This is a genomic window from Pseudomonas hygromyciniae (assembly GCF_016925675.1).
Taxonomy (GTDB): domain Bacteria; phylum Pseudomonadota; class Gammaproteobacteria; order Pseudomonadales; family Pseudomonadaceae; genus Aquipseudomonas; species Aquipseudomonas hygromyciniae.
Genome location: NZ_CP070506.1, coordinates 5,340,001 through 5,365,759 on the forward strand (window position 1 = coordinate 5,340,001; position 25,759 = coordinate 5,365,759).

Consider the following 25,759-nt stretch of genomic DNA (forward strand, 5'->3'; position numbering starts at 1 on the left):
GGGCTAAACAGCCCCGCTCTCGATTCGCGTCACGTGTTATTCGGTTTCCAGATCGATATCGATGCCGAGGGAACGAATTTCTTTGATCAACACGTTGAAGGACTCGGGCATGCCCGGCTCCATACGGTGATCGCCGTCCACGATGTTTTTGTACATCTTGGTACGACCGTTCACATCGTCCGACTTCACTGTGAGCATTTCTTGCAGAGTGTATGCAGCACCGTATGCTTCCAGTGCCCAGACCTCCATCTCCCCGAAACGCTGACCACCGAACTGAGCCTTACCACCCAGCGGCTGCTGGGTAACCAGGCTGTACGAACCGGTAGAACGAGCGTGCATCTTGTCGTCTACCAAGTGGTTCAGCTTCAGCATGTACATGTAGCCAACAGTAACCGGGCGCTCGAACTTGTTACCGGTACGGCCGTCGAACAGCTGCATCTGGCCGCTTTCTGGCAGGTCTGCCAGTTTCAGCATGGCCTTGATTTCGCTTTCCTTGGCACCGTCGAACACTGGGGTAGCCATTGGAACGCCGCCGCGCAGGTTCTTCGCCAGATCCAGGATTTCCTGGTCGGAGAAAGTGTCCAGCTCTTCTTTGCGGCCGCCGATCTCGTTGTAGATCTCGTGCAGGAACTTACGCAGGTCTGCGACCTTGCGCTGCTCTTCGATCATACGGTTGATCTTCTCGCCCAGACCTTTAGCCGCGAGGCCCAGGTGGGTTTCAAGGATCTGACCAACGTTCATACGCGAAGGTACGCCCAACGGGTTGAGGACGACGTCGACCGGGGTGCCATTGGCATCGTGCGGCATGTCTTCAACCGGCATGATCACGGAGACCACACCTTTGTTACCGTGACGACCGGCCATCTTGTCGCCCGGCTGGATGCGACGACGGATTGCCAGGTAAACCTTGACGATTTTCAGCACGCCTGGAGCCAGGTCATCGCCCTGCTGCAGTTTGCGCTTCTTGTCTTCAAACTTGTCGTCCAGCAGACGGCGGCGATCAACGATGTAGGCCTGAGCCTTCTCGAGCTGCTCGTTCAGAGCATCTTCAGCCATGCGCAGCTTGAACCACTGCCCATGCTCAAGACCGTCGAGGATTTCGTCGGTGATGTCCTGACCTTTCTTCAGACCTGCGCCGCCTTCGGCCTTGTGGCCTACCAGTGCGGAACGCAGACGTTCGAAGGTCGCGCCTTCAACGATACGGAACTCTTCGTTCAGATCCTTGCGGATCTCGTCGAGCTGGGTCTTCTCGATGGACAGTGCACGAGCATCACGCTCGACGCCGTCACGGGTGAAGACCTGTACGTCGATGACAGTGCCCTTGGTACCGGTAGGTACACGCAGGGAAGTGTCTTTAACGTCGCTGGCTTTTTCACCGAAAATAGCGCGCAGCAGCTTCTCTTCCGGAGTCAGTTGCGTCTCGCCTTTCGGAGTGACCTTACCGACCAGGATGTCGCCAGCGCCAACTTCAGCACCTACGTAAACGATACCGGCTTCGTCCAGCTTGTTCAGCGCAGCTTCACCCACGTTCGGGATGTCTGCGGTGATTTCCTCAGGCCCAAGCTTGGTGTCACGCGCCACACAGGTCAGTTCCTGGATGTGGATCGTGGTGAAGCGGTCTTCTTGAACCACACGCTCGGACAGGCAGATGGAGTCTTCGAAGTTGAAGCCGTTCCATGCCATGAACGCGATGCGCATGTTCTGACCCAGAGCCAGCTCACCCATATCGGTGGACGGACCGTCGGCCATGATGTCACTACGCTGAACGCGATCACCCTTTCTCACCAGCGGACGCTGGTTGATGCAGGTGTTCTGGTTCGAGCGGGTGTATTTAGTCAGGTTGTAGATGTCAACACCGGCTTCGCCAGTTTCAACTTCGTCATCGGCAACACGAACCACGATACGGCTGGCATCAACGGAGTCGATCACGCCGCCACGACGAGCCACGACGCAAACGCCGGAGTCGCGAGCTACGTTACGCTCCATGCCGGTACCTACCAGCGGCTTGTCAGCACGCAGGGTCGGTACAGCTTGACGCTGCATGTTGGAACCCATCAACGCACGGTTGGCGTCATCGTGTTCCAGGAACGGGATCAGCGACGCTGCAACCGAAACTACCTGCTTGGGCGATACGTCCATCAAGGTGACGTCTTCCGGCGCCTTGACGGTGAACTCGTTCAAGTGACGAACAGCTACCAGCTCGTCGATCAGGACTTTCTTGTCGTTCATCGTGGCCGAAGCCTGAGCGATCACGTGATCAGCTTCTTCGATGGCGGACAGGAAGACGATCTCGTCGGTGACCAGGGCGTCTTTCACCACGCGGTACGGGCTTTCAAGGAAGCCGTACTGGTTGGTGCGCGCATAGGCAGCCAGAGAGTTGATCAGACCGATGTTCGGACCTTCCGGCGTTTCGATCGGGCAAACACGACCGTAGTGCGTCGGGTGAACGTCACGCACTTCAAAGCCAGCACGCTCACGAGTAAGACCGCCCGGGCCCAGTGCAGAAACACGGCGCTTATGGGTGATCTCGGAGAGCGGGTTGTTCTGGTCCATGAACTGCGAGAGCTGGCTGGAACCGAAGAACTCTTTCACCGCCGCAGCCACTGGCTTGGCGTTGATCAGGTCTTGCGGCATCAGGCCTTCGCTTTCAGCCATCGACAGACGCTCTTTGACCGCACGCTCAACACGTACCAGGCCAACGCGGAACTGGTTCTCGGCCATTTCGCCTACACAGCGAACACGACGGTTACCCAGGTGGTCGATGTCATCGACGATGCCTTTGCCGTTACGGATGTCGACCAGGGTCTTCAGGACCGCAACGATGTCTTCCTTGCACAGCACGCCCGAACCTTCGATCTCGGTACGACCGATACGACGGTTGAACTTCATCCGGCCGACCGCAGACAGGTCATAGCGCTCAGGGCTGAAGAACAGGTTGTTGAACAGGGTTTCGGCAGCGTCTTTGGTAGGTGGCTCGCCAGGACGCATCATGCGATAGATCTCGACCAGCGCTTCCAATTGGTTGCTGGTGGAGTCGATCTTCAGGGTGTCGGAGACGAACGGACCGCAGTCGATATCGTTGGTGTACAGGGTCTCGATGCGAACAACCTGAGCCTTGGCGATTTTTGCCAGGATCTCGGTGTTCAGCTCGGTGTTGCACTCAGCCAGGATTTCGCCTGTAGCCGGGTGAACGATGACCTTGGCGGTAGTGCGACCCAGGACATAGTCCAGAGGCACGTCCAGCGACTTGATACCGGCTTTTTCGATCTGGTTGATGTGGCGCGCAGTAATACGACGGCCAGCCTCAACAATGACTTTGCCCTTCTCATCCTGGATGTCCAGGACCGCAATTTCACCACGCAGACGCGAAGCAATCAGTTCCAGGCTGAGGGTTTCATCCTTCAGGCTGAAGACGTTGGTGGTGTAGAAAGCGTCCAGCACCTGCTCGGTGGTATAGCCGAGCGCGCGCAGCAGTACCGAGGCCGGCAGCTTGCGACGACGGTCGATACGCACGAACACGCAGTCTTTCGGGTCGAACTCGAAGTCCAACCACGAACCACGGTACGGAATGATCCGCGCGGAGTACAGGAGCTTGCCGGAGCTGTGCGTCTTGCCGCGGTCGTGGTCGAAGAACACGCCCGGGGAACGGTGCAGCTGGGAAACGATTACACGCTCGGTACCGTTGATAACGAAGGTACCGTTCTCAGTCATCAACGGGATTTCGCCCATGTAGACTTCTTGCTCTTTGATGTCCTTGATCGCTTTGTTCGACGATTCTTTGTCGAAAATGATCAGACGAACTTTTACCCGCAAAGGTACGGCGTACGTAACACCGCGCAACACGCATTCTTTGACATCAAATGCCGGTTCGCCCAGGCGATAACCGACGTACTCCAGCGCAGCATTGCCGGAGTAGCTGATGATCGGGAAAACGGATTTGAAGGCCGCATGCAGGCCCACGTCGCGGAACTGATCTTTGGTCGCTCCCGCCTGCAAGAATTCACGATACGAATCCAGCTGGATAGCCAGAAGGTACGGGACATCCATGACGTCCGGCAACTTGCTAAAGTCCTTGCGGATACGTTTTTTCTCAGTATATGAGTAAGCCATCAGCGTTCCCCAGCTTGGTCACCTGCTTGTTTGGCCCTCCCGACGGGAGCAGCCAGAAAATCTTGCAAACCCCATGGTTTGCACCACCGCATCGGGTGGCTACAGCGCGTTAGTGGCGGCGACCGAGTCGACAGCCAAGAACGGAAAAAGGCCGGTGGCAAGAGCCACCAGCCATCAGCCTTCAGCTTAACGCTTGGGCTGGAAACGCAAGGTCGATGCTTACTTCAGCTCGACTTTGGCGCCTGCTTCTTCCAGTACTGCTTTGGCTTTGTCAGCAGCGTCTTTCGACACAGCTTCCAGAACCTGGGCAGGAGCGCCGTCAACTACAGCCTTGGCTTCTTTCAGGCCCAGACCGGTCAGTTCACGTACTGCCTTGATCACGTTTACTTTCTTCTCGCCAGCTTCCAGCAGCATGACGTTGAATTCGGTTTGCTCTTCAGCAGCAACAGCAGCAACAGCTGGGCCAGCGGAAGCAGCGGCAGCGGAAACGCCGAATTTTTCTTCGAAAGCTTTGATCAGCTCAACAACCTGCAGAACCGACATTTCAGCTACGGCGTTGAGGATATCTTCTTGGGAGATAGACATTACTGTATTTCCTGAATTGGGGGACGGCCTACGCGGCCATCGAAATAAACAAAAATACGCGAGAGAACGTGCTCAGCCTTATGCTGCGGCAGCTTCTTTTTGCTCGCGAACTGCAGCCAGAGTACGAGCCAGCTTGCTGGTAGCGCCTTGAATCACGCTCATCAGCTGCGAAATAGCTTCGTTACGGGTCGGCAGTGTTGCCAGTACGTCGATTTGGTTAGCTGCGAGGAACTTGCCCTCGAACGCAGCTGCCTTGATCTCGAACTTATCCTGACTCTTGGCGAATTCCTTGAACAAACGGGCAGCAGCGCCTGGATGATCCTTGGAGAACGCGATCAGAGTCGGGCCGGTGAACACGTCGTTGAGGACACTGTATTCAGTGTCAGCAACAGCGCGCTTGAGCAGGGTGTTACGTACAACACGTACGTATACGCCAGCTTCACGAGCCTCTTTACGGAGTCCGGTCATAGCGCCTACTGTCACACCACGGGCATCAGCCACGACAGCGGACAGAGCAGCTTTGGCAGCCTCGTTGACTTCAGCGACGATGGCCTTCTTGTCTTCGAGATTAATTGCCACGGGTTTAACTCCTGCTTGTTACCGTTTCATCTGGCCTAGGCCGGATGTCGTTTTGGTGTCTGATTCGGTAAGGAACCGGGAGCACCATCTGCGTAGGCTTGATGGTTTAAGACTTGCGTCGCCTACGGTCTTGGATAGCCCCCGCCAGGCAGGGACCCCAATCTTTCAATTGACGCGATATCTCGCGCCAATTTGTGTCTTATACGTCCAGCGAACCTTGGTCGATGACCAGACCTGGGCCCATAGTGGTGCTCAGGGTAACGCGCTTGACGTAGATGCCTTTCGAGGAAGCTGGCTTGATACGCTTCAGATCAGCGATCAGGGCTTCAACGTTTTCCTTCAGCTTGACGGCGTCGAAGCCGACCTTGCCAACGGAGGTGTGAATGATGCCGTTTTTGTCAGTGCGATAACGAACCTGACCAGCCTTGGCGTTTTTAACCGCGGTGGCTACGTCTGGCGTTACGGTGCCGACTTTCGGGTTAGGCATCAGGCCACGTGGGCCCAGGATCTGACCCAACTGACCTACAACGCGCATTGCATCCGGGGAGGCAATTACTACGTCATAGTTCAGGTCGCCGCCTTTCATTTCGGCAGCCAGGTCGTCCATGCCAACGCGATCGGCGCCAGCGGCCAGAGCAGCTTCAGCTGCTGGGCCTTGGGTGAAGACAGCAACACGTACAGTCTTGCCAGTACCGTGTGGCAGCACAGTAGCGCTACGAACGACCTGGTCGGATTTACGTGGGTCAACACCCAGGTTTACAGCAACGTCAACGGACTCGCTGAACTTGACAGTCGACAGCTCGGTCAGCAAAGCAGCAGCGTCTACAAAGTTGTAGGACTTGCCCGCTTCGATTTTGCCGGCGATAGCCTTTTGGCGCTTGGTCAGCTTAGCCATTACACACCCTCCACGTTAAGGCCCATGCTACGAGCAGAACCGGCGATGGTACGCACGGCTGCATCCATATCAGCTGCAGTCAAATCCGCGTTTTTGGTTTTCGCGATTTCTTCCAGCTGAGCACGAGTGACGGTGCCAACCTTAACGGTGTTCGGACGAGCGGAACCGCTAGTCAGACCAGCAGCTTTCTTCAACAAAACCGAAGCCGGGGTCGACTTGGTTTCGAAAGTGAAGCTACGGTCGCTATATACAGTGATGATCACTGGAGTCGGCAAACCTGGCTCAATACCCTGAGTACGGGCGTTGAAGGCCTTGCAGAATTCCATGATGTTCACGCCGTGCTGACCCAGAGCTGGACCGACGGGTGGGCTAGGGTTGGCCTGAGCGGCCTTCACTTGCAGCTTGATGTAAGCGGTAATCTTCTTGGCCATGAGGCACTCCAATTACGGGTTCAAGCGCCTCGAAAGGCTCCCCGGTTACTTGCGCGTTTATCCCAGTGACGACAAAACCCCACAGCCTAAGGCTGCGGGGTTGGGATGCTTTGTCAGCTAGACCTTTTCGACCTGGCTGAACTCCAACTCTACCGGAGTAGAGCGACCGAAAATGAGCACTGCCACTTGGATCCGGCTCTTTTCGTAGTTAACTTCTTCAACAGTACCGTTAAAATCAGCAAACGGACCATCTGTGACACGAACAACTTCGCCAGGCTCGAACAATGTCTTCGGCTTAGGCTTGTCGCTACCGTCAGCAACGCGACGCAGAATCGCTTCTGCCTCTTTGTCAGTGATCGGTGCAGGCTTATCAGCGGTACCGCCAATGAAGCCCATCACGCGAGGAGTGTCCTTGACCAAGTGCCAAGTACCCTCATTCATGTCCATCTGTACCAGCACATAGCCAGGGAAGAACTTGCGTTCGCTTTTGCGCTTCTGGCCATTCCGCATTTCAACCACTTCTTCAGTGGGAACCAGAATTTCGCCAAAGCCATCTTCCATGCCTGCCAGCTTTACGCGCTCCAGCAAAGAGCGCATAACATGCTTCTCGTAACCCGAGTAAGCATGCACAACGTACCAACGCTTAGCCACGGGACACCCTTAGCCAACAATCAAGGAAACAAGCCAGCCGAGCAGGGAATCAAGCCCCCACAACAGCAACGCCATAACCAAAACAACAGCCACAACAATCAGCGTGGTCTGCGTGGTTTCTTGGCGAGTCGGCCAAACGACTTTTCGTATTTCGGTGCGAGCTTCCTTTACCAGTACAGCGAAAGACTTACCCTTTACAGTCTGCAGACCAATGAAGACAGCCACAGCAGCAAGAGCGAGCAATACGAGTACGCGGTACAGGATCGGCGAAGCAGAATAGTACTGATTGCCAACAACGCCTACGACCACCAAAGCGACCACAGCGAGCCACTTAACCAGATCGAAACGAGAGCTTTGAGCTTCAGCCTTAGGAGTCATCTATGAAGATCCTGTGAAAAGAAAGCCAGATACACCACGTGAATCTGGCAGGTCAGGAGGGAATCGAACCCCCAACCTACGGTTTTGGAGACCGTCGCTCTGCCAATTGAGCTACTGACCTAAAACAAAATCAGGCCGACCATTATGCAGGCCTGAAAAAGACTTTACAACAACCAACCCCAAGAGACTTGAAACAACCTGGCAACACCAGGCAAAACAGAATCAAGCCGAGACAGCTGTTAAAACAAAGGCAGATATTTTCATATCTGCCTTGTCATATGGAGCTCTTGAGCGGATTTGAACCGCTGACCTCACCCTTACCAAGGGTGTGCTCTACCAACTGAGCTACAAGAGCGAAACACCTTGCACAACCTGCAAACTTGGAGCGGGTAGCGGGAATCGAACCCGCATCATCAGCTTGGAAGGCTGAGGTTCTACCACTAAACTATACCCGCGGAGCTTGCAGCTCACGCTAAAAATGGTGGAGGGGGAAGGATTCGAACCTTCGAAGTCGTAGACGTCAGATTTACAGTCTGATCCCTTTGGCCGCTCGGGAACCCCTCCTAAGCGAGCCGGCATTTTACATTACGCCGACCTTCTGTCAAGCATTTTCTCATTAAAAATATGAGGTTAGCTGCGTGACGATCGCTTCACACCGACTTCCCGAAAGGGTCATCACTGTGGAGCGGGCGCCATTCTATGCAAACTATTCGACAGTTGCAATGCCTTCGCACGGCATTATTTTATGTTTTAACTCATTGAATTCATTAGCAAGGCTTTCAAACGGCAGATCGTCAGCAAGGCGGCGACTTTCAGGCGCCACACGCAACCAAAAAGCAGGCGCACCTACGACAACCATTTGCTGGATCCTGACCTTTATATCCAGGCTGGTCAGGCGCTGCTCAAGGAACTGCGCCTGTTCCTGACTGGCAAAACCGCCGATATACAAGCAACCTGCTGGCACCTCTGGAGCCCGAGGCCGATCACGGCGCGTCATTGCGTCGGCCGACTCACTCAGCAACTGAATATCCTGCTGAGAGCCCCTGTATAGCGCCAGAGGAGTTACATCCTTCGCACGCAACGGGGCCTCTTGCTGGTGCCAAACGTAGTAAAAGACATTGAGAACCAGCAACAACAGAAACAACCAACGCATAAAAACCTCAAGACAAAGGGCACGCCAGCGCCAAGCCAACAAATACCAGGTCCGGAACAACGCGAGCGCCCGGTAAGGCATCGGCGACCAACTCAGCATCACCACCTGTAAGGAAAACAGAGAACTCCTTACCCCAGTAGCTGCGAGCTAGCTCCAACTGCGACTGAGCGAAACCACGAAGCATGAGCGTGCAACCCCGCTCAACAGCTTGAGCAGTCGTAAGCCCAGGCTCCAGTTTTTCTAACGCACGCTCAGCTGCAACATCGTCATACCGTATTTTTCGGGTATGGGTTCTCAGCTGATTGCGCATCAGCGGCATACCCGGACAGATAAATCCCCCAAGATGCTTGCCATCTGCCGCAATGAAATCAGCCGTGGCGGCTGTACCAAAATCAAGTACCAGGCATGCTCGAGAGGCTAACCGGAAGCCCCCAAGCATTGCCAGCCAACGGTCCAACCCCAGGCGGGCATACTCCTCATAACCATTGCGCACACCCGCCATCTCACGCGATGGCGCTGCACAACTGATAGAGACACCAAAGGCTGCAACCAAGACGTCGACCAGGCGACTCGTCTCTTCCTGGGCGCGCACGCTGACTAACCTGCAGTGGTGCAGAGAAAGACCGACCAGCGAATGAAGACCACCCAGCAACGCCACATCGGAATCAACAACGCCTTCAGCGAAAACGACTGCCTGGTTGGCCTCGAGGACTCGCCACTTGATGAAGCTATTCCCACAGTCGAGCTCAAGAATCATCACGCAACCTCAGGCTTAACTCACCACCACTGTATATTTTCTCAACGCCATTTACCTCGAGACGTAGCGCGCCTTGACCGTCGATACCCAGCACGACCCCGTCTACCTGGTTAACACCCGCGATCAACGACACAGCCCTACCCTGCCAGAGATGATTCTGCTCCCACTCATTGCGGATTACCGAGAAACCAGAATCTCTATGACGCACTAGATAAGCCTGCAATGCCTCGCTCAGATGAGCAACCAGATGATTTCGATCTACCGAACGACCTGTTTCGAGCTGTATTGATGTCCACTGCTGATCAACCTCCGCGGCGGTCTGCATGTTTGCGTTAATGCCAATACCGAGCACGACATGACAGACATCAGCAGGATCCCCGACCAGCTCAAGAAGGATGCCTGCAACCTTCTTCGACCCAACAAGAACGTCATTCGGCCATTTCACACCCGAGCCATGGACACCAAGGTCGCGCAAGGTTTGCATGACCGCCAAGCCCACCACAAGACTCAGCCCCTCGAGCTGTCGCAGCCCGCCATCGATACGAAGCACAAGGCTGTAGTAAACATTCTGTGCAAATGGACTCACCCACTTGCGCCCTCGACGCCCCCTGCCCGCAGTCTGCCGCTCCGAGAGAACCAGAAACGGCGCCGCTTGCCCCGCCTCAATAAGGCGCAATGCCTGGGCATTAGTGGAATCGATGGTATCCGATATGAAAATCGAACCTGCACAGACCGACGACTTCAAGGCGATCTCGTCAGCATTCAATAGAACCAGCGGGGATGCCAATTGATAGCCTCTACCCCTGACCTTATGAATTGTCAGATCCAGCTCAACCTCCAGATGCTGGAGCTGCTTCCACACAGCACTACGACTGATGCCCAGGGCTGCGCCTAGCGCTTCACCCGAGTGGAATCGACCATCTTTCAGAAGTGTTAACAACGTCAGCATGCAAGTCTCGCCTTACAATGAGGCACGCATGATAGCCATGCGTAGAGCCATTGCATAGAAAGCAAGCTGACGGATGATTGAGGGACTTCAATCGAACAATCGACCAAGACTGGGCGCGCCTTTTCTACCGCCCAAAACAAAACCCCAACTGCTTTCGCAATTGGGGTTTCGGAATTTAATCTTGACGATGACCTACTCTCACATGGGGAAACCCCACACTACCATCGGCGATGCATCGTTTCACTACTGAGTTCGGGATGGGATCAGGTGGTTCCAATGCTCTATGGTCGTCAAGAAATTCGGGTACTGAGTCGTGGCCAGCTGGCCTCGCTTCAGCAAATTGGGTATGTAATAGAAGTCGGTGTTTGCAAGATCGAACTTTCGGTTCATTTCGTCTTCACACACCGCAATCTGGCCTTTCGACGCAAATTGCTTGGGTGTTATATGGTCAAGCCTCACGGGCAATTAGTATTGGTTAGCTCAACGCCTCACAGCGCTTACACACCCAACCTATCAACGTCGTAGTCTTCGACGGCCCTTCAGGGAACTCAAGGTTCCAGTGAGATCTCATCTTGAGGCTAGTTTCCCGCTTAGATGCTTTCAGCGGTTATCTATTCCGAACATAGCTACCCGGCAATGCCACTGGCGTGACAACCGGAACACCAGAGGTTCGTCCACTCCGGTCCTCTCGTACTAGGAGCAGCCCCTCTCAAATCTCAAACGTCCACGGCAGATAGGGACCGAACTGTCTCACGACGTTCTAAACCCAGCTCGCGTACCACTTTAAATGGCGAACAGCCATACCCTTGGGACCGGCTTCAGCCCCAGGATGTGATGAGCCGACATCGAGGTGCCAAACACCGCCGTCGATATGAACTCTTGGGCGGTATCAGCCTGTTATCCCCGGAGTACCTTTTATCCGTTGAGCGATGGCCCTTCCATACAGAACCACCGGATCACTAAGACCTACTTTCGTACCTGCTCGACGTGTCTGTCTCGCAGTCAAGCGCGCTTTTGCCTTTATACTCTACGACCGATTTCCGACCGGTCTGAGCGCACCTTCGTACTCCTCCGTTACTCTTTAGGAGGAGACCGCCCCAGTCAAACTACCCACCATACACTGTCCTCGATCCGGATAACGGACCTGAGTTAGAACCTCAAAGTTGCCAGGGTGGTATTTCAAGGTTGGCTCCACGCGAACTGGCGTCCACGCTTCAAAGCCTCCCACCTATCCTACACAAGCAAATTCAAAGTCCAGTGCAAAGCTATAGTAAAGGTTCACGGGGTCTTTCCGTCTAGCCGCGGATACACTGCATCTTCACAGCGATTTCAATTTCACTGAGTCTCGGGTGGAGACAGCGCCGCCATCGTTACGCCATTCGTGCAGGTCGGAACTTACCCGACAAGGAATTTCGCTACCTTAGGACCGTTATAGTTACGGCCGCCGTTTACCGGGGCTTCGATCAAGAGCTTCGCGTTAGCTAACCCCATCAATTAACCTTCCGGCACCGGGCAGGCGTCACACCCTATACGTCCACTTTCGTGTTTGCAGAGTGCTGTGTTTTTAATAAACAGTCGCAGCGGCCTGGTATCTTCGACCGGCATGAGCTTACGGAGCAAGTCCTTCACCCTCACCGGCGCACCTTCTCCCGAAGTTACGGTGCCATTTTGCCTAGTTCCTTCACCCGAGTTCTCTCAAGCGCCTTGGTATTCTCTACCCAACCACCTGTGTCGGTTTGGGGGTACGGTTCCTGGTTACCTGAAGCTTAGAAGCTTTTCTTGGAAGCATGGCATCAACCACTTCGTCACCCAAAGGGTAACTCGTCATCAGCTCTCGGCCTTAGAATCCCGGATTTACCTAAGATTCCAGCCTACCACCTTAAACTTGGACAACCAACGCCAAGCTGGCCTAGCCTTCTCCGTCCCTCCATCGCAATAACCAGAAGTACAGGAATATTAACCTGTTTTCCATCGACTACGCTTTTCAGCCTCGCCTTAGGGACCGACTAACCCTGCGTCGATTAACGTTGCGCAGGAAACCTTGGTCTTTCGGCGTGGGTGTTTTTCACACCCATTGTCGTTACTCATGTCAGCATTCGCACTTCTGATACCTCCAGCAAGCTTCTCAACTCACCTTCACAGGCTTACAGAACGCTCCTCTACCGCATCATCCGAAGATGATACCCGTAGCTTCGGTGTATGGTTTGAGCCCCGTTACATCTTCCGCGCAGGCCGACTCGACTAGTGAGCTATTACGCTTTCTTTAAAGGGTGGCTGCTTCTAAGCCAACCTCCTAGCTGTCTAAGCCTTCCCACATCGTTTCCCACTTAACCATAACTTTGGGACCTTAGCTGACGGTCTGGGTTGTTTCCCTTTTCACGACGGACGTTAGCACCCGCCGTGTGTCTCCCATGCTCGGCACTTGTAGGTATTCGGAGTTTGCATCGGTTTGGTAAGTCGGGATGACCCCCTAGCCGAAACAGTGCTCTACCCCCCTACAGTGATACATGAGGCGCTACCTAAATAGCTTTCGAGGAGAACCAGCTATCTCCGAGCTTGATTAGCCTTTCACTCCGATCCACAGGTCATCCGCTAACTTTTCAACGGTAGTCGGTTCGGTCCTCCAGTTAGTGTTACCCAACCTTCAACCTGCCCATGGATAGATCGCCCGGTTTCGGGTCTATTCCCAGCGACTAGACGCCCTATTAAGACTCGCTTTCGCTACGCCTCCCCTATTCGGTTAAGCTCGCCACTGAAAATAAGTCGCTGACCCATTATACAAAAGGTACGCAGTCACCCAACAAAGTGGGCTCCCACTGCTTGTACGCATACGGTTTCAGGATCTATTTCACTCCCCTCTCCGGGGGTTCTTTTCGCCTTTCCCTCACGGTACTAGTTCACTATCGGTCAGTCAGTAGTATTTAGCCTTGGAGGATGGTCCCCCCCCATATTCAGACAAAGTTTCTCGTGCTCCGTCCTACTCGATTTCATGACTAAGAGATTTTCGCGTACAGGGCTATCACCCACTATGGCCGCACTTTCCAGAGCGTTCCGCTAATCTCAAAGCCACTTAAGGGCTAGTCCCCGTTCGCTCGCCACTACTAAGGGAATCTCGGTTGATTTCTTTTCCTCAGGGTACTTAGATGTTTCAGTTCCCCTGGTTCGCCTCTTACGCCTATGTATTCAGCGTAAGATAACCATCTTATGATGGCTGGGTTCCCCCATTCAGACATCTCCGGATCAAAGTCTGTTTGCCGACTCCCCGAAGCTTTTCGCAGGCTACCACGTCTTTCATCGCCTCTGACTGCCAAGGCATCCACCGTATGCGCTTCTTCACTTGACCATATAACCCCAAGCAATCTGGTTATACTATGAAGACAACATTCGCCGAAAATTCGATAATACTCAGTTACGAGTAACTCACAAATTTTACCTTAGCCTGATCCGTTACCAGTGAAAGTAACGTTCAGTCTATCTTTCTATCACATACCCAAATTTTTAAAGAACGAACTAGTCAAAGACTAGAAATCAACATTCACCATCACAACGATGGAATGCTCATTTCTAAGCTTTATACAAACAGAAGCAGTAGTGGTGGAGCCAAACGGGATCGAACCGTTGACCTCCTGCGTGCAAGGCAGGCGCTCTCCCAGCTGAGCTATGGCCCCGTATTTCTACAGGCGTTTCCCACACAAAATTGGTGGGTCTGGGCAGATTCGAACTGCCGACCTCACCCTTATCAGGGGTGCGCTCTAACCAACTGAGCTACAGACCCAATTTCGGGCTGCTTCTTTTCGTCTTCTTCAATGAATCAAGCAATTCGTGTGGGAACTTATGGAGCAGCTGATGTCGTCGATTAAGGAGGTGATCCAGCCGCAGGTTCCCCTACGGCTACCTTGTTACGACTTCACCCCCAGTCATGAATCACACCGTGGTAACCGTCCTCCCGAAGGTTAGACTAGCTACTTCTGGTGCAACCCACTCCCATGGTGTGACGGGCGGTGTGTACAAGGCCCGGGAACGTATTCACCGCGACATTCTGATTCGCGATTACTAGCGATTCCGACTTCACGCAGTCGAGTTGCAGACTGCGATCCGGACTACGATCGGTTTTGTGGGATTAGCTCCACCTCGCGGCTTGGCAACCCTCTGTACCGACCATTGTAGCACGTGTGTAGCCCAGGCCGTAAGGGCCATGATGACTTGACGTCATCCCCACCTTCCTCCGGTTTGTCACCGGCAGTCTCCTTAGAGTGCCCACCATGACGTGCTGGTAACTAAGGACAAGGGTTGCGCTCGTTACGGGACTTAACCCAACATCTCACGACACGAGCTGACGACAGCCATGCAGCACCTGTCTCAATGTTCCCGAAGGCACCAATCTATCTCTAGAAAGTTCATTGGATGTCAAGGCCTGGTAAGGTTCTTCGCGTTGCTTCGAATTAAACCACATGCTCCACCGCTTGTGCGGGCCCCCCGTCAATTCATTTGAGTTTTAACCTTGCGGCCGTACTCCCCAGGCGGTCAACTTAATGCGTTAGCTGCGCCACTAAGAGCTCAAGGCTCCCAACGGCTAGTTGACATCGTTTACGGCGTGGACTACCAGGGTATCTAATCCTGTTTGCTCCCCACGCTTTCGCACCTCAGTGTCAGTATCAGTCCAGGTGGTCGCCTTCGCCACTGGTGTTCCTTCCTATATCTACGCATTTCACCGCTACACAGGAAATTCCACCACCCTCTACCATACTCTAGTCAGTCAGTTTTGAATGCAGTTCCCAGGTTGAGCCCGGGGATTTCACATCCAACTTAACTAACCACCTACGCGCGCTTTACGCCCAGTAATTCCGATTAACGCTTGCACCCTCTGTATTACCGCGGCTGCTGGCACAGAGTTAGCCGGTGCTTATTCTGTCGGTAACGTCAAAATTGCAGAGTATTAATCTACAACCCTTCCTCCCAACTTAAAGTGCTTTACAATCCGAAGACCTTCTTCACACACGCGGCATGGCTGGATCAGGCTTTCGCCCATTGTCCAATATTCCCCACTGCTGCCTCCCGTAGGAGTCTGGACCGTGTCTCAGTTCCAGTGTGACTGATCATCCTCTCAGACCAGTTACGGATCGTCGCCTTGGTGAGCCATTACCCCACCAACTAGCTAATCCGACCTAGGCTCATCTGATAGCGCAAGGCCCGAAGGTCCCCTGCTTTCTCCCGTAGGACGTATGCGGTATTAGCGTCCGTTTCCGAACGTTATCCCCCCCACTACCAGGCAGATTCCTAGGCATTACTCACCCGTCCGCCGCTCTCAAGAGAAGCAAGCTTCTCTCTACCGCTCGACTTGCATGTGTTAGGCCTGCCGCCAGCGTTCAATCTGAGCCATGATCAAACTCTTCAGTTCAAACATCTTTGGGTTTTTAAGAAACCCTAAACTTGGCTCAGCAATCGTTGGTTACATCTTTGATTTCTCGCGGAGTAACTTGTGATGCTGATAATCTTGTTGACTATCAGTCTGACTCCACAAGCACCCACACGAATTGCTTGATTCAGTTGTTAAAGAGCGGTTGGTTAAGATCTTTCGTCTCAACCGAGGCGCGCATTCTACAGCAGCCTCATTTGCTGTCAAGTGGTTATTTTCAGAAGTTTTCGAGGATTTTCTCAACAACTTCAACCACTTGCGCTTCCGATCTCTCGTCAGCGGGAGGCGAATTCTACAGCGTTACACGCTGCTGTCAACACCTCTTTTTCAACTTCCTTTTGGCTTCGATGAACTGAAGCAACCCACTGTCGAATTCTGCATAACTCATTGTTTACCAAGGAGTTTTCCGTTTCGACTGCGCCGGAAGTGGGGCGAATTATAGACAGATATAATTCGCCGTCAACTGCTAATTCCAGGTTTATTCGGATTTAAGCGTAATACGCGCAAATGCCTTCTTGCCGGCCTGACAAACGTGGGTCGCACCCAGCTCGTATATAAAGGTGCGATCGACAACCTCACCATCTATACGCACACCGCCAGACCCCAGAAGATCACGCGCCACGGCCGAGTTCTTCACCAGGCCCGCCTTATTAAGGACAGCAGCGATCGGCATTGCCTCGGCAGCAGTCAATTCAATCTCCGGCAGATCATCCGGCAACTCGCCATCCTTCATGCGATTGCCCGCAGCACGGTGAGCGCTGGCCGCAGCCTCTTCACCATGGAAGCGCGCAACAATCTCTTCCGCCAGCTTGATCTTGACGTCCCGCGGGTTCGCACCAGCCTCTACGTCGGCACGCAATGCATTGATCTCATCCATGGAGCGGAAGCTCAACAGCTCGAAGTAACGCCACATCAGCGCATCCGGAATAGAAACCAGCTTGCCGTACATCACGCCTGGCGCCTCCTGGATGCCGACATAGTTGCCCAACGACTTGGACATCTTCTTCACGCCATCCAGCCCTTCCAGCAATGGCATGGTCAGAATGCATTGCGCCTCCTGACCATACGCACGCTGCAGCTCACGCCCCATCAGCAGGTTGAACTTCTGATCGGTACCACCCAGCTCGACATCCGCACGCAGAGCCACCGAGTCATACCCTTGAACCAGCGGGTACAGGAACTCGTGAATCGCGATAGGCTGATTGGTGGAATAGCGCTTATCGAAGTCATCGCGCTCAAGCATCCGCGCAACGGTGTACTGGGAGGTCAGGCGAATGAAGTCCGCCGGCCCCATCTGATCCATCCAAGTAGAGTTGAACGCGACCTCGGTCTTGGCCGGATCAAGAATCTTGAAGACCTGGGTCTTGTAGGTCTCGGCATTATCCAGAACCTGCTCGCGGGTCAGCGGCGGACGTGTAGCACTCTTACCACTCGGATCACCGATCATCCCGGTGAAGTCACCTATAAGGAAGATCACCTGATGCCCCAGCTCCTGGAACTGACGCAGCTTATTAATAAGCACGGTGTGACCCAGGTGCAGATCCGGTGCCGTCGGATCAAAGCCAGCCTTAATACGCAGGGGTTGGCCACGCTTGAGCTTTTCGATCAGCTCGGCCTCGACCAACAGTTCTTCCGCACCACGTTTGATCAGCGCTAGCTGCTCTTCAACCGACTTCATAACAGACCCGCAAGGCTCAGATTCAAAGGGAACCAACCATACAAGATCAGGGACTAATTACAAGTTTTGCCCTGCAAACGAACACCATTCGGCGAGCCCTGCATTCGCGAGCTTGCACCACAGATGATTTGGTTATATTTTATACAGTTATTTCATCTTCATCATGTCATTCATCTTTTCCACTTCATCTTTTCAAAGTCAAAATTACCTATGACCACTGAACCGTCTAAAGCGCCGCCGCTTTACCCGAAGACCCACCTGCTCGCCGCAAGTGGTATCGCCGCCCTTCTCAGCCTGGCACTCCTGGTATTCCCTTCCAGTGACGTAGAAGCCAAACGAACGACCTTAAGTCTTGACCTGGAGAGCCCGGTTGAACAACTGACACAAGATCAAGACGCTTCTGACGCGCAACAAGCCACAACCGCAAGCGTCGAGTCGCCGTTTGCACAGATTGAAGACAGCACGGATGACACCAAGACAACCGCCCAGGCAGCACCTGCACCCCAGGTAGCAAAGGGCCCCGAGCACCGTGAAGTGGTCGTGGCCAAAGGCGACACGTTGTCGACGCTGTTCGAGAAAGTCGGCCTTTCAGCCGCGACCGTTCACGATGTACTGGCCAGCGATAAGCAAGCCAAGCAATTCACCCAGCTCAAGCGCGGCCAAAAACTTGAGTTCGAGCTGAACCCAGAAGGTCAACTGACCACGCTGCACACCAACCTCAACGATCTTGAAAGCATCACCCTAACCAAGGGCGCCAAGGGCTTCGCCTTCAATCGCGTGACCACCAAGCCGGTGATGCGTTCTGCCTATGTACACGGTGTTATCAACAGCTCACTGTCCCAGTCCGCTGCCCGCGCAGGCCTGTCCCACAGCATGACCATGGACATGGCCAGCGTATTTGGCTACGACATCGACTTCGCGCAGGATATTCGCCAGGGTGACGAATTCGACGTGATCTACGAGCAAAAGGTGGCCAACGGCAAGGTCGTCGGCACCGGCAATATCCTGTCGGCGCGCTTTACCAATCGCGGCAAGACCTACACCGCCGTGCGTTACACCAACAAACAAGGCAACAGCAGCTACTACACTGCCGATGGCAATAGCATGCGCAAGGCTTTCATCCGTACTCCGGTTGACTTCGCCCGTATTAGCTCGCGTTTTTCCATGGGCCGCAAGCACCCAATTCTGAACAAAATTCGCGCCCACAAAGGTGTCGACTATGCAGCGCCGCGCGGCACACCGATCAAGGCAGCCGGCGATGGCAAAGTGCTGTTGGCCGGACGTCGCGGCGGCTACGGCAATACCGTCATCATCCAACACGGCAACAGCTACCGTACGCTATACGGGCACATGCAAGGCTTTGCCAAAGGCGTGAAGACCGGCGGCAACGTCAAGCAGGGTCAAGTGATTGGCTACATCGGCACCACCGGCCTGTCCACCGGCCCACACTTGCACTACGAGTTCCAGGTCAACGGCGTGCACGTCGACCCACTGGGCCAGAAGCTGCCAATGGCTGACCCGATCGCCAAGGCCGAGCGCGCGCGTTTCCTTCAGCAAAGCCAACCGCTGATGGCACGCATGGACCAGGAACGCGCCACCATGCTGGCTTCGGCGAAGCGCTAAGCGATGGCGCTCTATATAGGTGTCATGTCCGGGACCAGCCTTGATGGCCTGGACATTGCGCTGATCGAGCAGGATACGGCGGTCAACCTGATCGCCACCCATTACATCCCCATGCCTGAATCCCTGCGTGTCGAACTGCTAAGCCTTTGTGCCAGCGGCCCTGACGAGATCGCGCGATCGGCGATCGCCCAGCAAAACTGGGTAACACTCGCCGCTCAGGGCGTCCATGCCCTGCTTGAGCAACAGCAACTCACGCACCACGATATCCGCGCGATTGGCAGTCATGGGCAAACCATTCGCCACGAGCCCGCCCGCGGCTTTACCGTGCAGATTGGCAACCCCGCATTATTGACTGAGCTGACCGGAATAACCGTGGTCAGTGACTTTCGTAGCCGCGATGTAGCCGCCGGTGGCCAGGGTGCGCCGCTGGTGCCAGCCTTTCACGAAGCGCTGTTTGGCGAGGCTGGCGGCAATCGCGCAGTACTCAACGTCGGCGGCTTTAGCAATCTGAGCCTGATCGAGACCGACAAACCGGTAGCTGGCTTTGACTGCGGCCCGGGCAATGTCCTGCTGGATGCCTGGATTCACCAGCAAAGGGGCGATAACTTTGACCGTGGCGGCCAATGGGCCGCGACAGGAAAGATCCAACCCCAACTACTGACCGCACTGCTCAGCGATCCCTTCTTCCTGACCAAGGGCCCTAAAAGCACGGGGCGCGAAGTCTTCAACCTGCCCTGGCTGGAACACCACCTCGGTCGATTGCCATCATTCAGTGCGCAAGATGTCCAGGCCACGCTGCTGGAACTGACGGCGCAGACCATCGTCGAGTCGCTGCAAACCGCACAACCGCAAACCGAAACTCTGCTGGTATGTGGTGGTGGCGCCCATAACACGACACTGATGAAGCGTATCGCAGCCTTGCTGCCGGCCACTCGCGTCAGCAGTACTGCCACCCACGGTGTAGACCCCGACTGGGTGGAGGCCATGGCCTTCGCCTGGCTGGCCCATTGCTGCCTTGAAGGTATCGCCGCCAACCGCCCAAGCGTTACCGGTGCCCGCGGCCTTCGCGTACTTGGCGCGATCTACCCCGCCTGATACACAGATAGCAAAACGCCGCTTGACCCCATAAGAGCCAAGCGGCGTTTTGCCTACCCGCCCTCGATCAGATCGAGAACGACGAACCGCAACCACAAGTCGTGGTGGCATTCGGATTTTTGATCACAAAGCGCGAGCCTTCCAAACCTTCCTGGTAATCCACCTCGGCACCTGCCAAGTACTGGAAGCTCATCGGATCCACGACCAGGCTTACGCCCTCGCGCTCGACGATGGTGTCGTCATCGGCCACATCTTCATCGAAGGTAAAGCCGTACTGAAACCCTGAACAACCGCCGCCCGTAACGAATACGCGCAGCTTCAAGCGATCATTACCCTCTTCATCGACCAGGCTCTTCACCTTGTGCGCAGCACCGTGGGTGAATTGCAAAGCCGTGGGGGTGAAGGATTCAACGCTCATGCTGATAATCTCCCGGCGTAGCGCCGCCATATGCGTGATGGCGGCCATTATCCGCTTCTCCTAGAAAAGCGGTCAACTATTGTTACGGTATATCAATCTGCGCAGCGGCCCTTAAAAACACAAAAGGCCCGATCAACGGGCCTTTTGCACTGCCGCCGCCGTCTTAAGGCAGCATGCCGGCGTGGGACAAACCGAGCTTCTCATCCAGCCCAAACAAGATGTTCATGTTCTGCACAGCCTGGCCCGACGCGCCTTTGACCAGGTTATCGATGACGGACAGCACCACGACCAGGTCGCCGTCCTGCGGACGATGCACGGCGATCCGGCATACGTTGGCGCCGCGCACGCTACGGGTCTCCGGGTGACTGCCAGCCGGCATTACATCGACGAACGGTTCATTGGCATAGCGTTTTTCAAACAATGCCTGCAGGTCCACCGAACGATCCTTGACGGTTGCATACAGTGTCGAGTGAATCCCACGGATCATCGGGGTCAGGTGCGGCACGAACGTCAGGCCGACGTCACTGCCGGCCGCACGACGCAGGCCCTGGCGAATTTCCGGCAGATGACGATGCCCTTTTACGGCATACGCTTTCATGCTTTCCGAGGTCTCGGAATACAAAGAGCCTACGGCCGCACCGCGACCAGCGCCACTGACACCCGACTTGCAGTCGGCAATCAGACGCGATGCGTCAGCCAGACCGGCTTCCAACAACGGCAGAAAACCCAACTGGGTAGCCGTCGGATAGCAACCCGGCACGGCGATCAGGCGCGCCTTGCTGATCTGCTCGCGATTGACCTCAGGCAAGCCATACACCGCCTCTTCAAGCAGCTCTGGAGCACCATGGGGCTGGCCGTACCACTTGGCCCACTCATCGGCATCCTGCAGACGGAAGTCCGCCGAGAGGTCGATGACCTTGGTACCGGCCGCCAGCAACTCCCCCGCCAAGGCATGGGCAACCCCATGCGGTGTGGCGAAGAACACGACGTCGCAGGCACCCAGGGTCTTGATGTCCGGAACGCTGAACGCCAGGCCATCGTAATGGCCGCGCAGGTTCGGATACATATCGGCAACGGCCAGGCCGGCCTCGGATCGGGAGGTGATGACCACCACCTCAGCTTGCGGATGCTGAGCCAACAGACGCAGCAATTCGACACCGGTGTAACCCGTGCCGCCGACGATACCGACCTTGACCATAAACCTGCCCTCAACGAACCCACTGGAAAGCCGTCGATAATAGGGGCCGTATCGTTCTGCGACAACCGTCAAGGTGACGTGCGCGCACTCTAACCTCTACTATCTCCAGTCACCGTGAACCTGGGAATAACTAAAAATGCTTTATCTATGGGTCAAAGCCTTTCATATCGTCAGCATTGTCTGCTGGTTTGCCGGGCTGTTTTACCTGCCGCGCCTGTTCGTCTACCACGCTCAAAGCCAGGATGCCGTCAGCCAGGAGCGCTTCAGCCTCATGGAACGCAAGCTGTACAAGGGCATCATGCTGCCGGCGATGATCGCCACCCTGGTATTCGGCATCTGGTTGATCAGCCTTAACCCAAGCGTATTCAGTCAGGGTGGATGGATGCACGCCAAGCTGACCCTTGTAGTAATCCTGATCGGTTACCACCACATGTGTGGCGCCCAGGTAAAACGTTTCGCACGTGGCGAAAACACCCGCAGCCATGTCTTTTATCGCTGGTTCAATGAAGTGCCGGTTCTGATATTGCTGGCTATTGTAATTTTGGTCGTCGTAAAACCGTTCTAACTCTAATCAGCCGCACCTAAACCGGGGTACTTCCAATGTCGCTGCCCGCTTTGCTTGAACAACGTCTGCGCCTGCCTGTGGTGGCTGCGCCGATGTTCCTGATTTCCAATCCGCAACTGGTCCTGGCGTGCTGTCGCAATGGCGTGGTCGGGAGCTTCCCGGCACTCAACCAACGCGAAAGCAGCGGGTTCAAGGCTTGGCTGGAAGAAATCGAAGCGGGCCTGGCGCTGCTGGACAACCCCGCGCCTTACGCGGTCAACCTGATCGTGCACAACAGCAACCCGCGCCTTGAGGCTGACCTGGCGATCTGCGTCGAGCACAAGGTGCCGATCGTTATCACTAGCCTGGGTGCGGTCAAGGAGTTGGTAGATGCCGTACACAGCTACGGCGGCCTGGTGTTCCATGACGTCACCACTCGGCGCCATGCCGAAAAAGCTGCCGAAGCCGGGGTCGACGGGCTGATCGCAGTGGCGGCAGGGGCTGGCGGCCACGCGGGCACCTGGAGCCCATTCTCGCTGATCGCCGAAATCCGCCAGTTTTTCGACAAGACCCTGCTACTGGCCGGCTGCCTGAACCATGGCCACGAGATCCTCGCCGCGCAATTGCTCGGTGCTGATCTCGCGTATTTTGGTACCCGCTTTATCGGCACCACTGAAAGCCACGCCCCCGATGCCTATAAAGAGATGCTGCTCACATCCCGCGCAGCCGATATCGTGCACACTCCGGCGGTATCCGGCGTGCCTGCCAGTTTTATGCGGCAAAGCCTGGAAAACGCCGGCTTCGACCTCGCCGCCCTGCAAGGCAAAGGTGAAGTCAACTTCGGCTCCAAGCTCAAGCCTCTCAGCGACGAGGCAAAGGCTTGGAAGACTGTATGGTCCGCCGGCCAGGGCGTCGGTGAAATTGACGACTTACCCAGCGTCGATGAACTGGTTGCCCGTCTCGATGCCGAATACCGCAAGGCGCGCGAGCAAGCGGTACAATTGCGCTGGCCACGCTGACACACCCGCCAGGCCTGCCGATTGAAGCAGGCCTGCATTACCCCCCCTGAAAAGTGACAAGGATGCCCGCATGAGCGACAACCGTTTCAAGATTGTGTTTGATGGAGCCCTGCTCCCGGGTGTCGAAAGCACCACCGCCAAGCTGAACCTTGCCGAATTGTTCAAAAGCGACGTTGAAGCGATCGAAAAGCTTTTCACCGGTCGCCCGGTCGCCCTGAAGCGCGACCTGTCTCGCCCCGATGCCGAAACCTACCTGACGGCCCTGAAAAACACCGGGATTGATGCGCGCATCGAAGCCGAACAACCCGTGGCCTTCAGCCTGGCTGAAACTCATGAGACCGATTCCGGCCGCTCTGACTTCTCAAGCCCAACTGCTTCGCCATACGCACCGCCGCGCGCAGCTGTCGGGGATAACCTTCCAGAGTTTTCCACCCTCAAGGTGTTTACCGTCAACGGCCGTATCGGGCGCCTGCGCTTCCTGGCCTGGACCCTGGTGCTGAGCCTGGCGATGTTCGCCCTCGTGGGCGCCCTGTTCACCGTGGGCCTGGGCATTGCCGCAGTATCTCCCACCGCCGCGATGATCATTGGCTCACTGCTTGGTTTCGTCGTGCTCGTGGCGTCTGTGTGGATCAGTGTCCAGATCACTGTGCAGCGCCTGCATGACCTGGGCTGGTCCGGCTGGTTATGGTTCCTGAACCTCGTACCGATTGTGGGCAGCATTTTCCCGATCCTGCTGATCGTGTTGCCAGGCAATGCGGGCGCCAACCAATATGGTGCGCCACCGCCACGCAACTCGACCGCAGTGAAGGTCCTGGCCACCCTATGGCTAGCACTGCTTCCATTGATTTTCGCCACTATGGTGATGCTGGCCATGGGCGGTTACCTGGACCAGCTCGAAAGCAGCGTGGACAGCGGCTATGAAAGCAGCTCTATGACCACCGATGAAGACGCGGACCAGAGCATCATCGTCGGTGAAGAAGACGTGCAAAGTGCTGACGATGCGGCCGAACCTGTAGACTCTCCGGAAGAATGAAGAAACGCCCCACGCCTGTGACGCATCTGTCGCAGGCTCGGTGGCGTTGCGATGGAGAAACGCATGACCCGTTACGTTCTGATCACCGGTGCCTCCAGTGGCATCGGCCTGGCCTTGGCCGAAGCACTGGCCCGGCGCGGCCGCAGCTTGATTCTGGTGGCCCGCCAGCGTGATCAGTTGGAAAGTATTGCCATAGAACTGACCCAACGCTTTGGCGTCGAGGTGTTGTTCCGTGCCTGTGACCTGGGCGAGCCGTTGCGCCTGTCCGGGTTCCTGCTGGAGCTGGAAGAAGGCGAGCGGCAGATCGACTTGCTGGTCAACTGCGCCGGCATCGGCACCAGCGGGCCATTTCTGGCCCAGGATTGGATGACCGAGCAAGACCTGATCGAAGTCAACATCCTGGCCCTGACTCGCCTGTGCCACGCACTGGGCAATTCCATGGCCCTGCACGGCGGCGGGCAGATTCTCAACGTCGCTTCGGTTGCAGCCTTCCAGCCGGGGCCTTGGATGAGCACCTATTACGCCAGCAAAGCCTATGTGCTGCACTTCTCCGAAGGCCTGCGCGAAGAGCTGAAGAGCTGCGGCATCAAGGTTTCAGTGCTTTGCCCCGGCCCAACACGCACCGCGTTCTTCGGCACCGCACAGATGGACACCGCCAAGCTGGACGGCCTGCAGTTGATGAGCCCGGAAGAAGTGGCTCTGCACACCGTACGCGCCTTGGCCAAGAACAAAGCAATCATCGTTCCCGGTCGCCGTAACCGCTGGCTGGCGTTCAGCCCGCGCTTGAGCCCACGCTGGCTGACCCGCAAGATTGCCGGCGCCATCAACAAGGCCTATTGCCCGCGCTGACCTGCTGAGTACACTCACCCTGCACTTTCATAATGGAGAAACAGCTGTGGATACTCTGTTCACCAAGATCATCAACAGAGAAATACCCGCGAGGATTATCTACGAGGATGACCAGGTCCTGGCCTTCCACGATATTGCGCCAATGGCCCCCGTACATTTTCTGGTGATTCCGAAAAAGCCGATCCGCACCCTCAACGACCTGACGGAAGAAGACAAAGGCCTGGCTGGACACATCCTGTTCACCGCCCAGCGCCTGGCCGTGGAACAAGGTTGTGAAAAAGGTTTTCGCGTAGTCATGAACTGCAATGAGGATGGCGGCCAGACCGTCTATCACATTCATATGCATGTATTGGGTCAACGCCAGATGAACTGGCCACCGGGCTGAAGCCCTATTGCAG

20 protein-coding genes, 6 tRNA genes and 3 rRNA genes are annotated in these 25,759 nt (G+C 55.4%); 7 read left to right on the plus strand and 22 right to left on the minus strand.

The features are described from left to right. Window positions 1–36 precede the first annotated feature (36 nt). From rpoB to tyrS, 20 genes are all read right to left on the minus strand, one after another. Entirely contained in the window at window positions 37–4,110 is a 4,074-nt protein-coding gene (gene rpoB / locus JTY93_RS24070; protein WP_053138310.1) for a DNA-directed RNA polymerase subunit beta, read from the minus strand. Window positions 4,111–4,329: 219 nt separating this feature from the next. Next, complete coding sequence (gene rplL, locus JTY93_RS24075; protein ID WP_010566858.1) at window positions 4,330–4,695, minus strand: 50S ribosomal protein L7/L12; 366 nt, start codon at window positions 4,693–4,695, stop codon at window positions 4,330–4,332. Window positions 4,696–4,773: 78 nt separating this feature from the next. Then, window positions 4,774–5,274, minus strand: coding sequence for a 50S ribosomal protein L10 (gene rplJ / locus JTY93_RS24080; protein WP_003176433.1), 501 nt, complete (start codon window positions 5,272–5,274; stop codon window positions 4,774–4,776). A 199-nt stretch (window positions 5,275–5,473) separates the two neighbouring features. After that, on the minus strand, window positions 5,474–6,169 hold the full coding sequence (gene rplA / locus JTY93_RS24085) for a 50S ribosomal protein L1 (RefSeq protein ID WP_003176434.1): 696 nt from the start codon (window positions 6,167–6,169) through the stop codon (window positions 5,474–5,476). Further along, window positions 6,169–6,600 (minus strand): 50S ribosomal protein L11, encoded by a 432-nt coding sequence (rplK, locus tag JTY93_RS24090; RefSeq protein ID WP_003210097.1) that lies wholly within the window; start codon window positions 6,598–6,600, stop codon window positions 6,169–6,171. The genes rplA and rplK overlap by 1 nt, the downstream gene beginning before the upstream one ends. A 117-nt stretch (window positions 6,601–6,717) precedes the next feature. Continuing rightward, window positions 6,718–7,251: a transcription termination/antitermination protein NusG gene (gene nusG / locus JTY93_RS24095; RefSeq protein ID WP_003176436.1), complete on the minus strand. Its 534-nt coding sequence runs from the start codon at window positions 7,249–7,251 to the stop codon at window positions 6,718–6,720. A gap of 9 nt (window positions 7,252–7,260) precedes the next feature. Next, complete coding sequence (gene secE / locus JTY93_RS24100; protein ID WP_029299242.1) at window positions 7,261–7,629, minus strand: preprotein translocase subunit SecE; 369 nt, start codon at window positions 7,627–7,629, stop codon at window positions 7,261–7,263. A 45-nt stretch (window positions 7,630–7,674) separates the two neighbouring features. Next, window positions 7,675–7,750: transfer RNA gene (locus tag JTY93_RS24105), tRNA-Trp, on the minus strand. A gap of 158 nt (window positions 7,751–7,908) precedes the next feature. After that, window positions 7,909–7,984, minus strand: a tRNA-Thr gene (locus JTY93_RS24110). 26 nt (window positions 7,985–8,010) lie between these two features. Then, window positions 8,011–8,084, minus strand: a tRNA-Gly gene (locus tag JTY93_RS24115). Between the two features lie 24 nt (window positions 8,085–8,108). Further along, window positions 8,109–8,193: transfer RNA gene (locus JTY93_RS24120), tRNA-Tyr, on the minus strand. A gap of 142 nt (window positions 8,194–8,335) precedes the next feature. Further along, complete coding sequence (locus JTY93_RS24125) at window positions 8,336–8,782, minus strand: hypothetical protein (protein WP_169998325.1); 447 nt, start codon at window positions 8,780–8,782, stop codon at window positions 8,336–8,338. Between the two features lie 7 nt (window positions 8,783–8,789). Continuing rightward, a complete protein-coding gene (locus tag JTY93_RS24130) occupies window positions 8,790–9,539 on the minus strand; it encodes a pantothenate kinase (RefSeq protein ID WP_205477566.1) in 750 nt (249 codons plus the stop codon). After that, complete coding sequence (birA, locus tag JTY93_RS24135; protein WP_205477565.1) at window positions 9,529–10,488, minus strand: bifunctional biotin--[acetyl-CoA-carboxylase] ligase/biotin operon repressor BirA; 960 nt, start codon at window positions 10,486–10,488, stop codon at window positions 9,529–9,531. The genes JTY93_RS24130 and birA overlap by 11 nt, the downstream gene beginning before the upstream one ends. A 179-nt stretch (window positions 10,489–10,667) precedes the next feature. Beyond that, a 5S ribosomal RNA gene (gene rrf, locus JTY93_RS24140) occupies window positions 10,668–10,783 on the minus strand. A 149-nt stretch (window positions 10,784–10,932) separates the two neighbouring features. Continuing rightward, a 23S ribosomal RNA gene (locus tag JTY93_RS24145) occupies window positions 10,933–13,831 on the minus strand. 249 nt (window positions 13,832–14,080) lie between these two features. Next, window positions 14,081–14,156: transfer RNA gene (locus JTY93_RS24150), tRNA-Ala, on the minus strand. A 30-nt stretch (window positions 14,157–14,186) separates the two neighbouring features. After that, window positions 14,187–14,263: transfer RNA gene (locus JTY93_RS24155), tRNA-Ile, on the minus strand. Window positions 14,264–14,345: 82 nt separating this feature from the next. Beyond that, window positions 14,346–15,886, minus strand: a 16S ribosomal RNA gene (locus JTY93_RS24160). Together the 16S, 23S and 5S rRNA genes with 2 tRNA genes alongside form the textbook arrangement of a ribosomal RNA operon. Before the next feature lie 496 nt (window positions 15,887–16,382). Then, window positions 16,383–17,582: a tyrosine--tRNA ligase gene (gene tyrS / locus JTY93_RS24165; protein WP_145157402.1), complete on the minus strand. Its 1,200-nt coding sequence runs from the start codon at window positions 17,580–17,582 to the stop codon at window positions 16,383–16,385. 210 nt (window positions 17,583–17,792) lie between these two features. On the opposite strand from tyrS, the gene JTY93_RS24170 reads away from it, so the two are divergent. Together JTY93_RS24170 and JTY93_RS24175 are read left to right on the plus strand one after the other, a co-directional pair. Then, on the plus strand, window positions 17,793–19,205 hold the full coding sequence (locus tag JTY93_RS24170) for a peptidoglycan DD-metalloendopeptidase family protein (protein WP_205480281.1): 1,413 nt from the start codon (window positions 17,793–17,795) through the stop codon (window positions 19,203–19,205). A 3-nt stretch (window positions 19,206–19,208) separates the two neighbouring features. After that, a complete protein-coding gene (locus tag JTY93_RS24175) occupies window positions 19,209–20,300 on the plus strand; it encodes an anhydro-N-acetylmuramic acid kinase (protein WP_205480283.1) in 1,092 nt (363 codons plus the stop codon). A gap of 67 nt (window positions 20,301–20,367) precedes the next feature. Here JTY93_RS24175 and erpA read toward each other — a convergent pair whose 3' ends face one another. Both erpA and argC read right to left on the minus strand, forming a co-directional pair. Continuing rightward, window positions 20,368–20,718, minus strand: a complete 351-nt coding sequence (gene erpA / locus JTY93_RS24180) for an iron-sulfur cluster insertion protein ErpA (protein WP_003176443.1) — start codon at window positions 20,716–20,718, stop codon at window positions 20,368–20,370. 163 nt (window positions 20,719–20,881) lie between these two features. Beyond that, entirely contained in the window at window positions 20,882–21,916 is a 1,035-nt protein-coding gene (gene argC / locus JTY93_RS24185) for an N-acetyl-gamma-glutamyl-phosphate reductase (protein WP_029296741.1), read from the minus strand. 136 nt (window positions 21,917–22,052) lie between these two features. Between argC and hemJ the strand changes: the two genes are divergently transcribed. The 5 genes from hemJ (at window position 22,053) to JTY93_RS24210 (ending at window position 25,746) form a co-directional block, all read left to right on the plus strand. Beyond that, on the plus strand, window positions 22,053–22,481 hold the full coding sequence (hemJ, locus tag JTY93_RS24190) for a protoporphyrinogen oxidase HemJ (protein ID WP_205480285.1): 429 nt from the start codon (window positions 22,053–22,055) through the stop codon (window positions 22,479–22,481). A gap of 35 nt (window positions 22,482–22,516) precedes the next feature. Beyond that, window positions 22,517–23,479: an NAD(P)H-dependent flavin oxidoreductase gene (locus JTY93_RS24195; RefSeq protein ID WP_032858500.1), complete on the plus strand. Its 963-nt coding sequence runs from the start codon at window positions 22,517–22,519 to the stop codon at window positions 23,477–23,479. A 70-nt stretch (window positions 23,480–23,549) separates the two neighbouring features. Next, window positions 23,550–24,512 (plus strand): DUF805 domain-containing protein, encoded by a 963-nt coding sequence (locus tag JTY93_RS24200; RefSeq protein WP_205480288.1) that lies wholly within the window; start codon window positions 23,550–23,552, stop codon window positions 24,510–24,512. Between the two features lie 63 nt (window positions 24,513–24,575). Then, window positions 24,576–25,361 (plus strand): SDR family NAD(P)-dependent oxidoreductase, encoded by a 786-nt coding sequence (locus JTY93_RS24205; protein WP_205480290.1) that lies wholly within the window; start codon window positions 24,576–24,578, stop codon window positions 25,359–25,361. Between the two features lie 46 nt (window positions 25,362–25,407). Beyond that, window positions 25,408–25,746, plus strand: coding sequence for a histidine triad nucleotide-binding protein (locus tag JTY93_RS24210; protein WP_032858506.1), 339 nt, complete (start codon window positions 25,408–25,410; stop codon window positions 25,744–25,746). Window positions 25,747–25,759: the final 13 nt, after the last annotated feature.

What these genes read in the sequence shown, in the direction of transcription:
- rpoB (WP_053138310.1), bottom strand. Translation starts at nt 4,110, where the DNA reads ATGGCTTACTCATATACTGAGAAAAAACGTATCCGCAAGGACTTTAGC.
- rplL (WP_010566858.1), bottom strand. Translation starts at nt 4,695, where the DNA reads ATGTCTATCTCCCAAGAAGATATCCTCAACGCCGTAGCTGAAATGTCG.
- rplA (WP_003176434.1), bottom strand. Translation starts at nt 6,169, where the DNA reads ATGGCTAAGCTGACCAAGCGCCAAAAGGCTATCGCCGGCAAAATCGAA.
- rplK (WP_003210097.1), bottom strand. Translation starts at nt 6,600, where the DNA reads ATGGCCAAGAAGATTACCGCTTACATCAAGCTGCAAGTGAAGGCCGCT.
- secE (WP_029299242.1), bottom strand. Translation starts at nt 7,629, where the DNA reads ATGACTCCTAAGGCTGAAGCTCAAAGCTCTCGTTTCGATCTGGTTAAG.
- JTY93_RS24125 (WP_169998325.1), bottom strand. Translation starts at nt 8,782, where the DNA reads ATGCGTTGGTTGTTTCTGTTGTTGCTGGTTCTCAATGTCTTTTACTAC.
- JTY93_RS24130 (WP_205477566.1), bottom strand. Translation starts at nt 9,539, where the DNA reads ATGATTCTTGAGCTCGACTGTGGGAATAGCTTCATCAAGTGGCGAGTC.
- birA (WP_205477565.1), bottom strand. Translation starts at nt 10,488, where the DNA reads ATGCTGACGTTGTTAACACTTCTGAAAGATGGTCGATTCCACTCGGGT.
- tyrS (WP_145157402.1), bottom strand. Translation starts at nt 17,582, where the DNA reads ATGAAGTCGGTTGAAGAGCAGCTAGCGCTGATCAAACGTGGTGCGGAA.
- JTY93_RS24170 (WP_205480281.1), top strand. Translation starts at nt 17,793, where the DNA reads ATGACCACTGAACCGTCTAAAGCGCCGCCGCTTTACCCGAAGACCCAC.
- JTY93_RS24175 (WP_205480283.1), top strand. Translation starts at nt 19,209, where the DNA reads ATGGCGCTCTATATAGGTGTCATGTCCGGGACCAGCCTTGATGGCCTG.
- erpA (WP_003176443.1), bottom strand. Translation starts at nt 20,718, where the DNA reads ATGAGCGTTGAATCCTTCACCCCCACGGCTTTGCAATTCACCCACGGT.
- argC (WP_029296741.1), bottom strand. Translation starts at nt 21,916, where the DNA reads ATGGTCAAGGTCGGTATCGTCGGCGGCACGGGTTACACCGGTGTCGAA.
- hemJ (WP_205480285.1), top strand. Translation starts at nt 22,053, where the DNA reads ATGCTTTATCTATGGGTCAAAGCCTTTCATATCGTCAGCATTGTCTGC.
- JTY93_RS24195 (WP_032858500.1), top strand. Translation starts at nt 22,517, where the DNA reads ATGTCGCTGCCCGCTTTGCTTGAACAACGTCTGCGCCTGCCTGTGGTG.
- JTY93_RS24200 (WP_205480288.1), top strand. Translation starts at nt 23,550, where the DNA reads ATGAGCGACAACCGTTTCAAGATTGTGTTTGATGGAGCCCTGCTCCCG.
- JTY93_RS24205 (WP_205480290.1), top strand. Translation starts at nt 24,576, where the DNA reads ATGACCCGTTACGTTCTGATCACCGGTGCCTCCAGTGGCATCGGCCTG.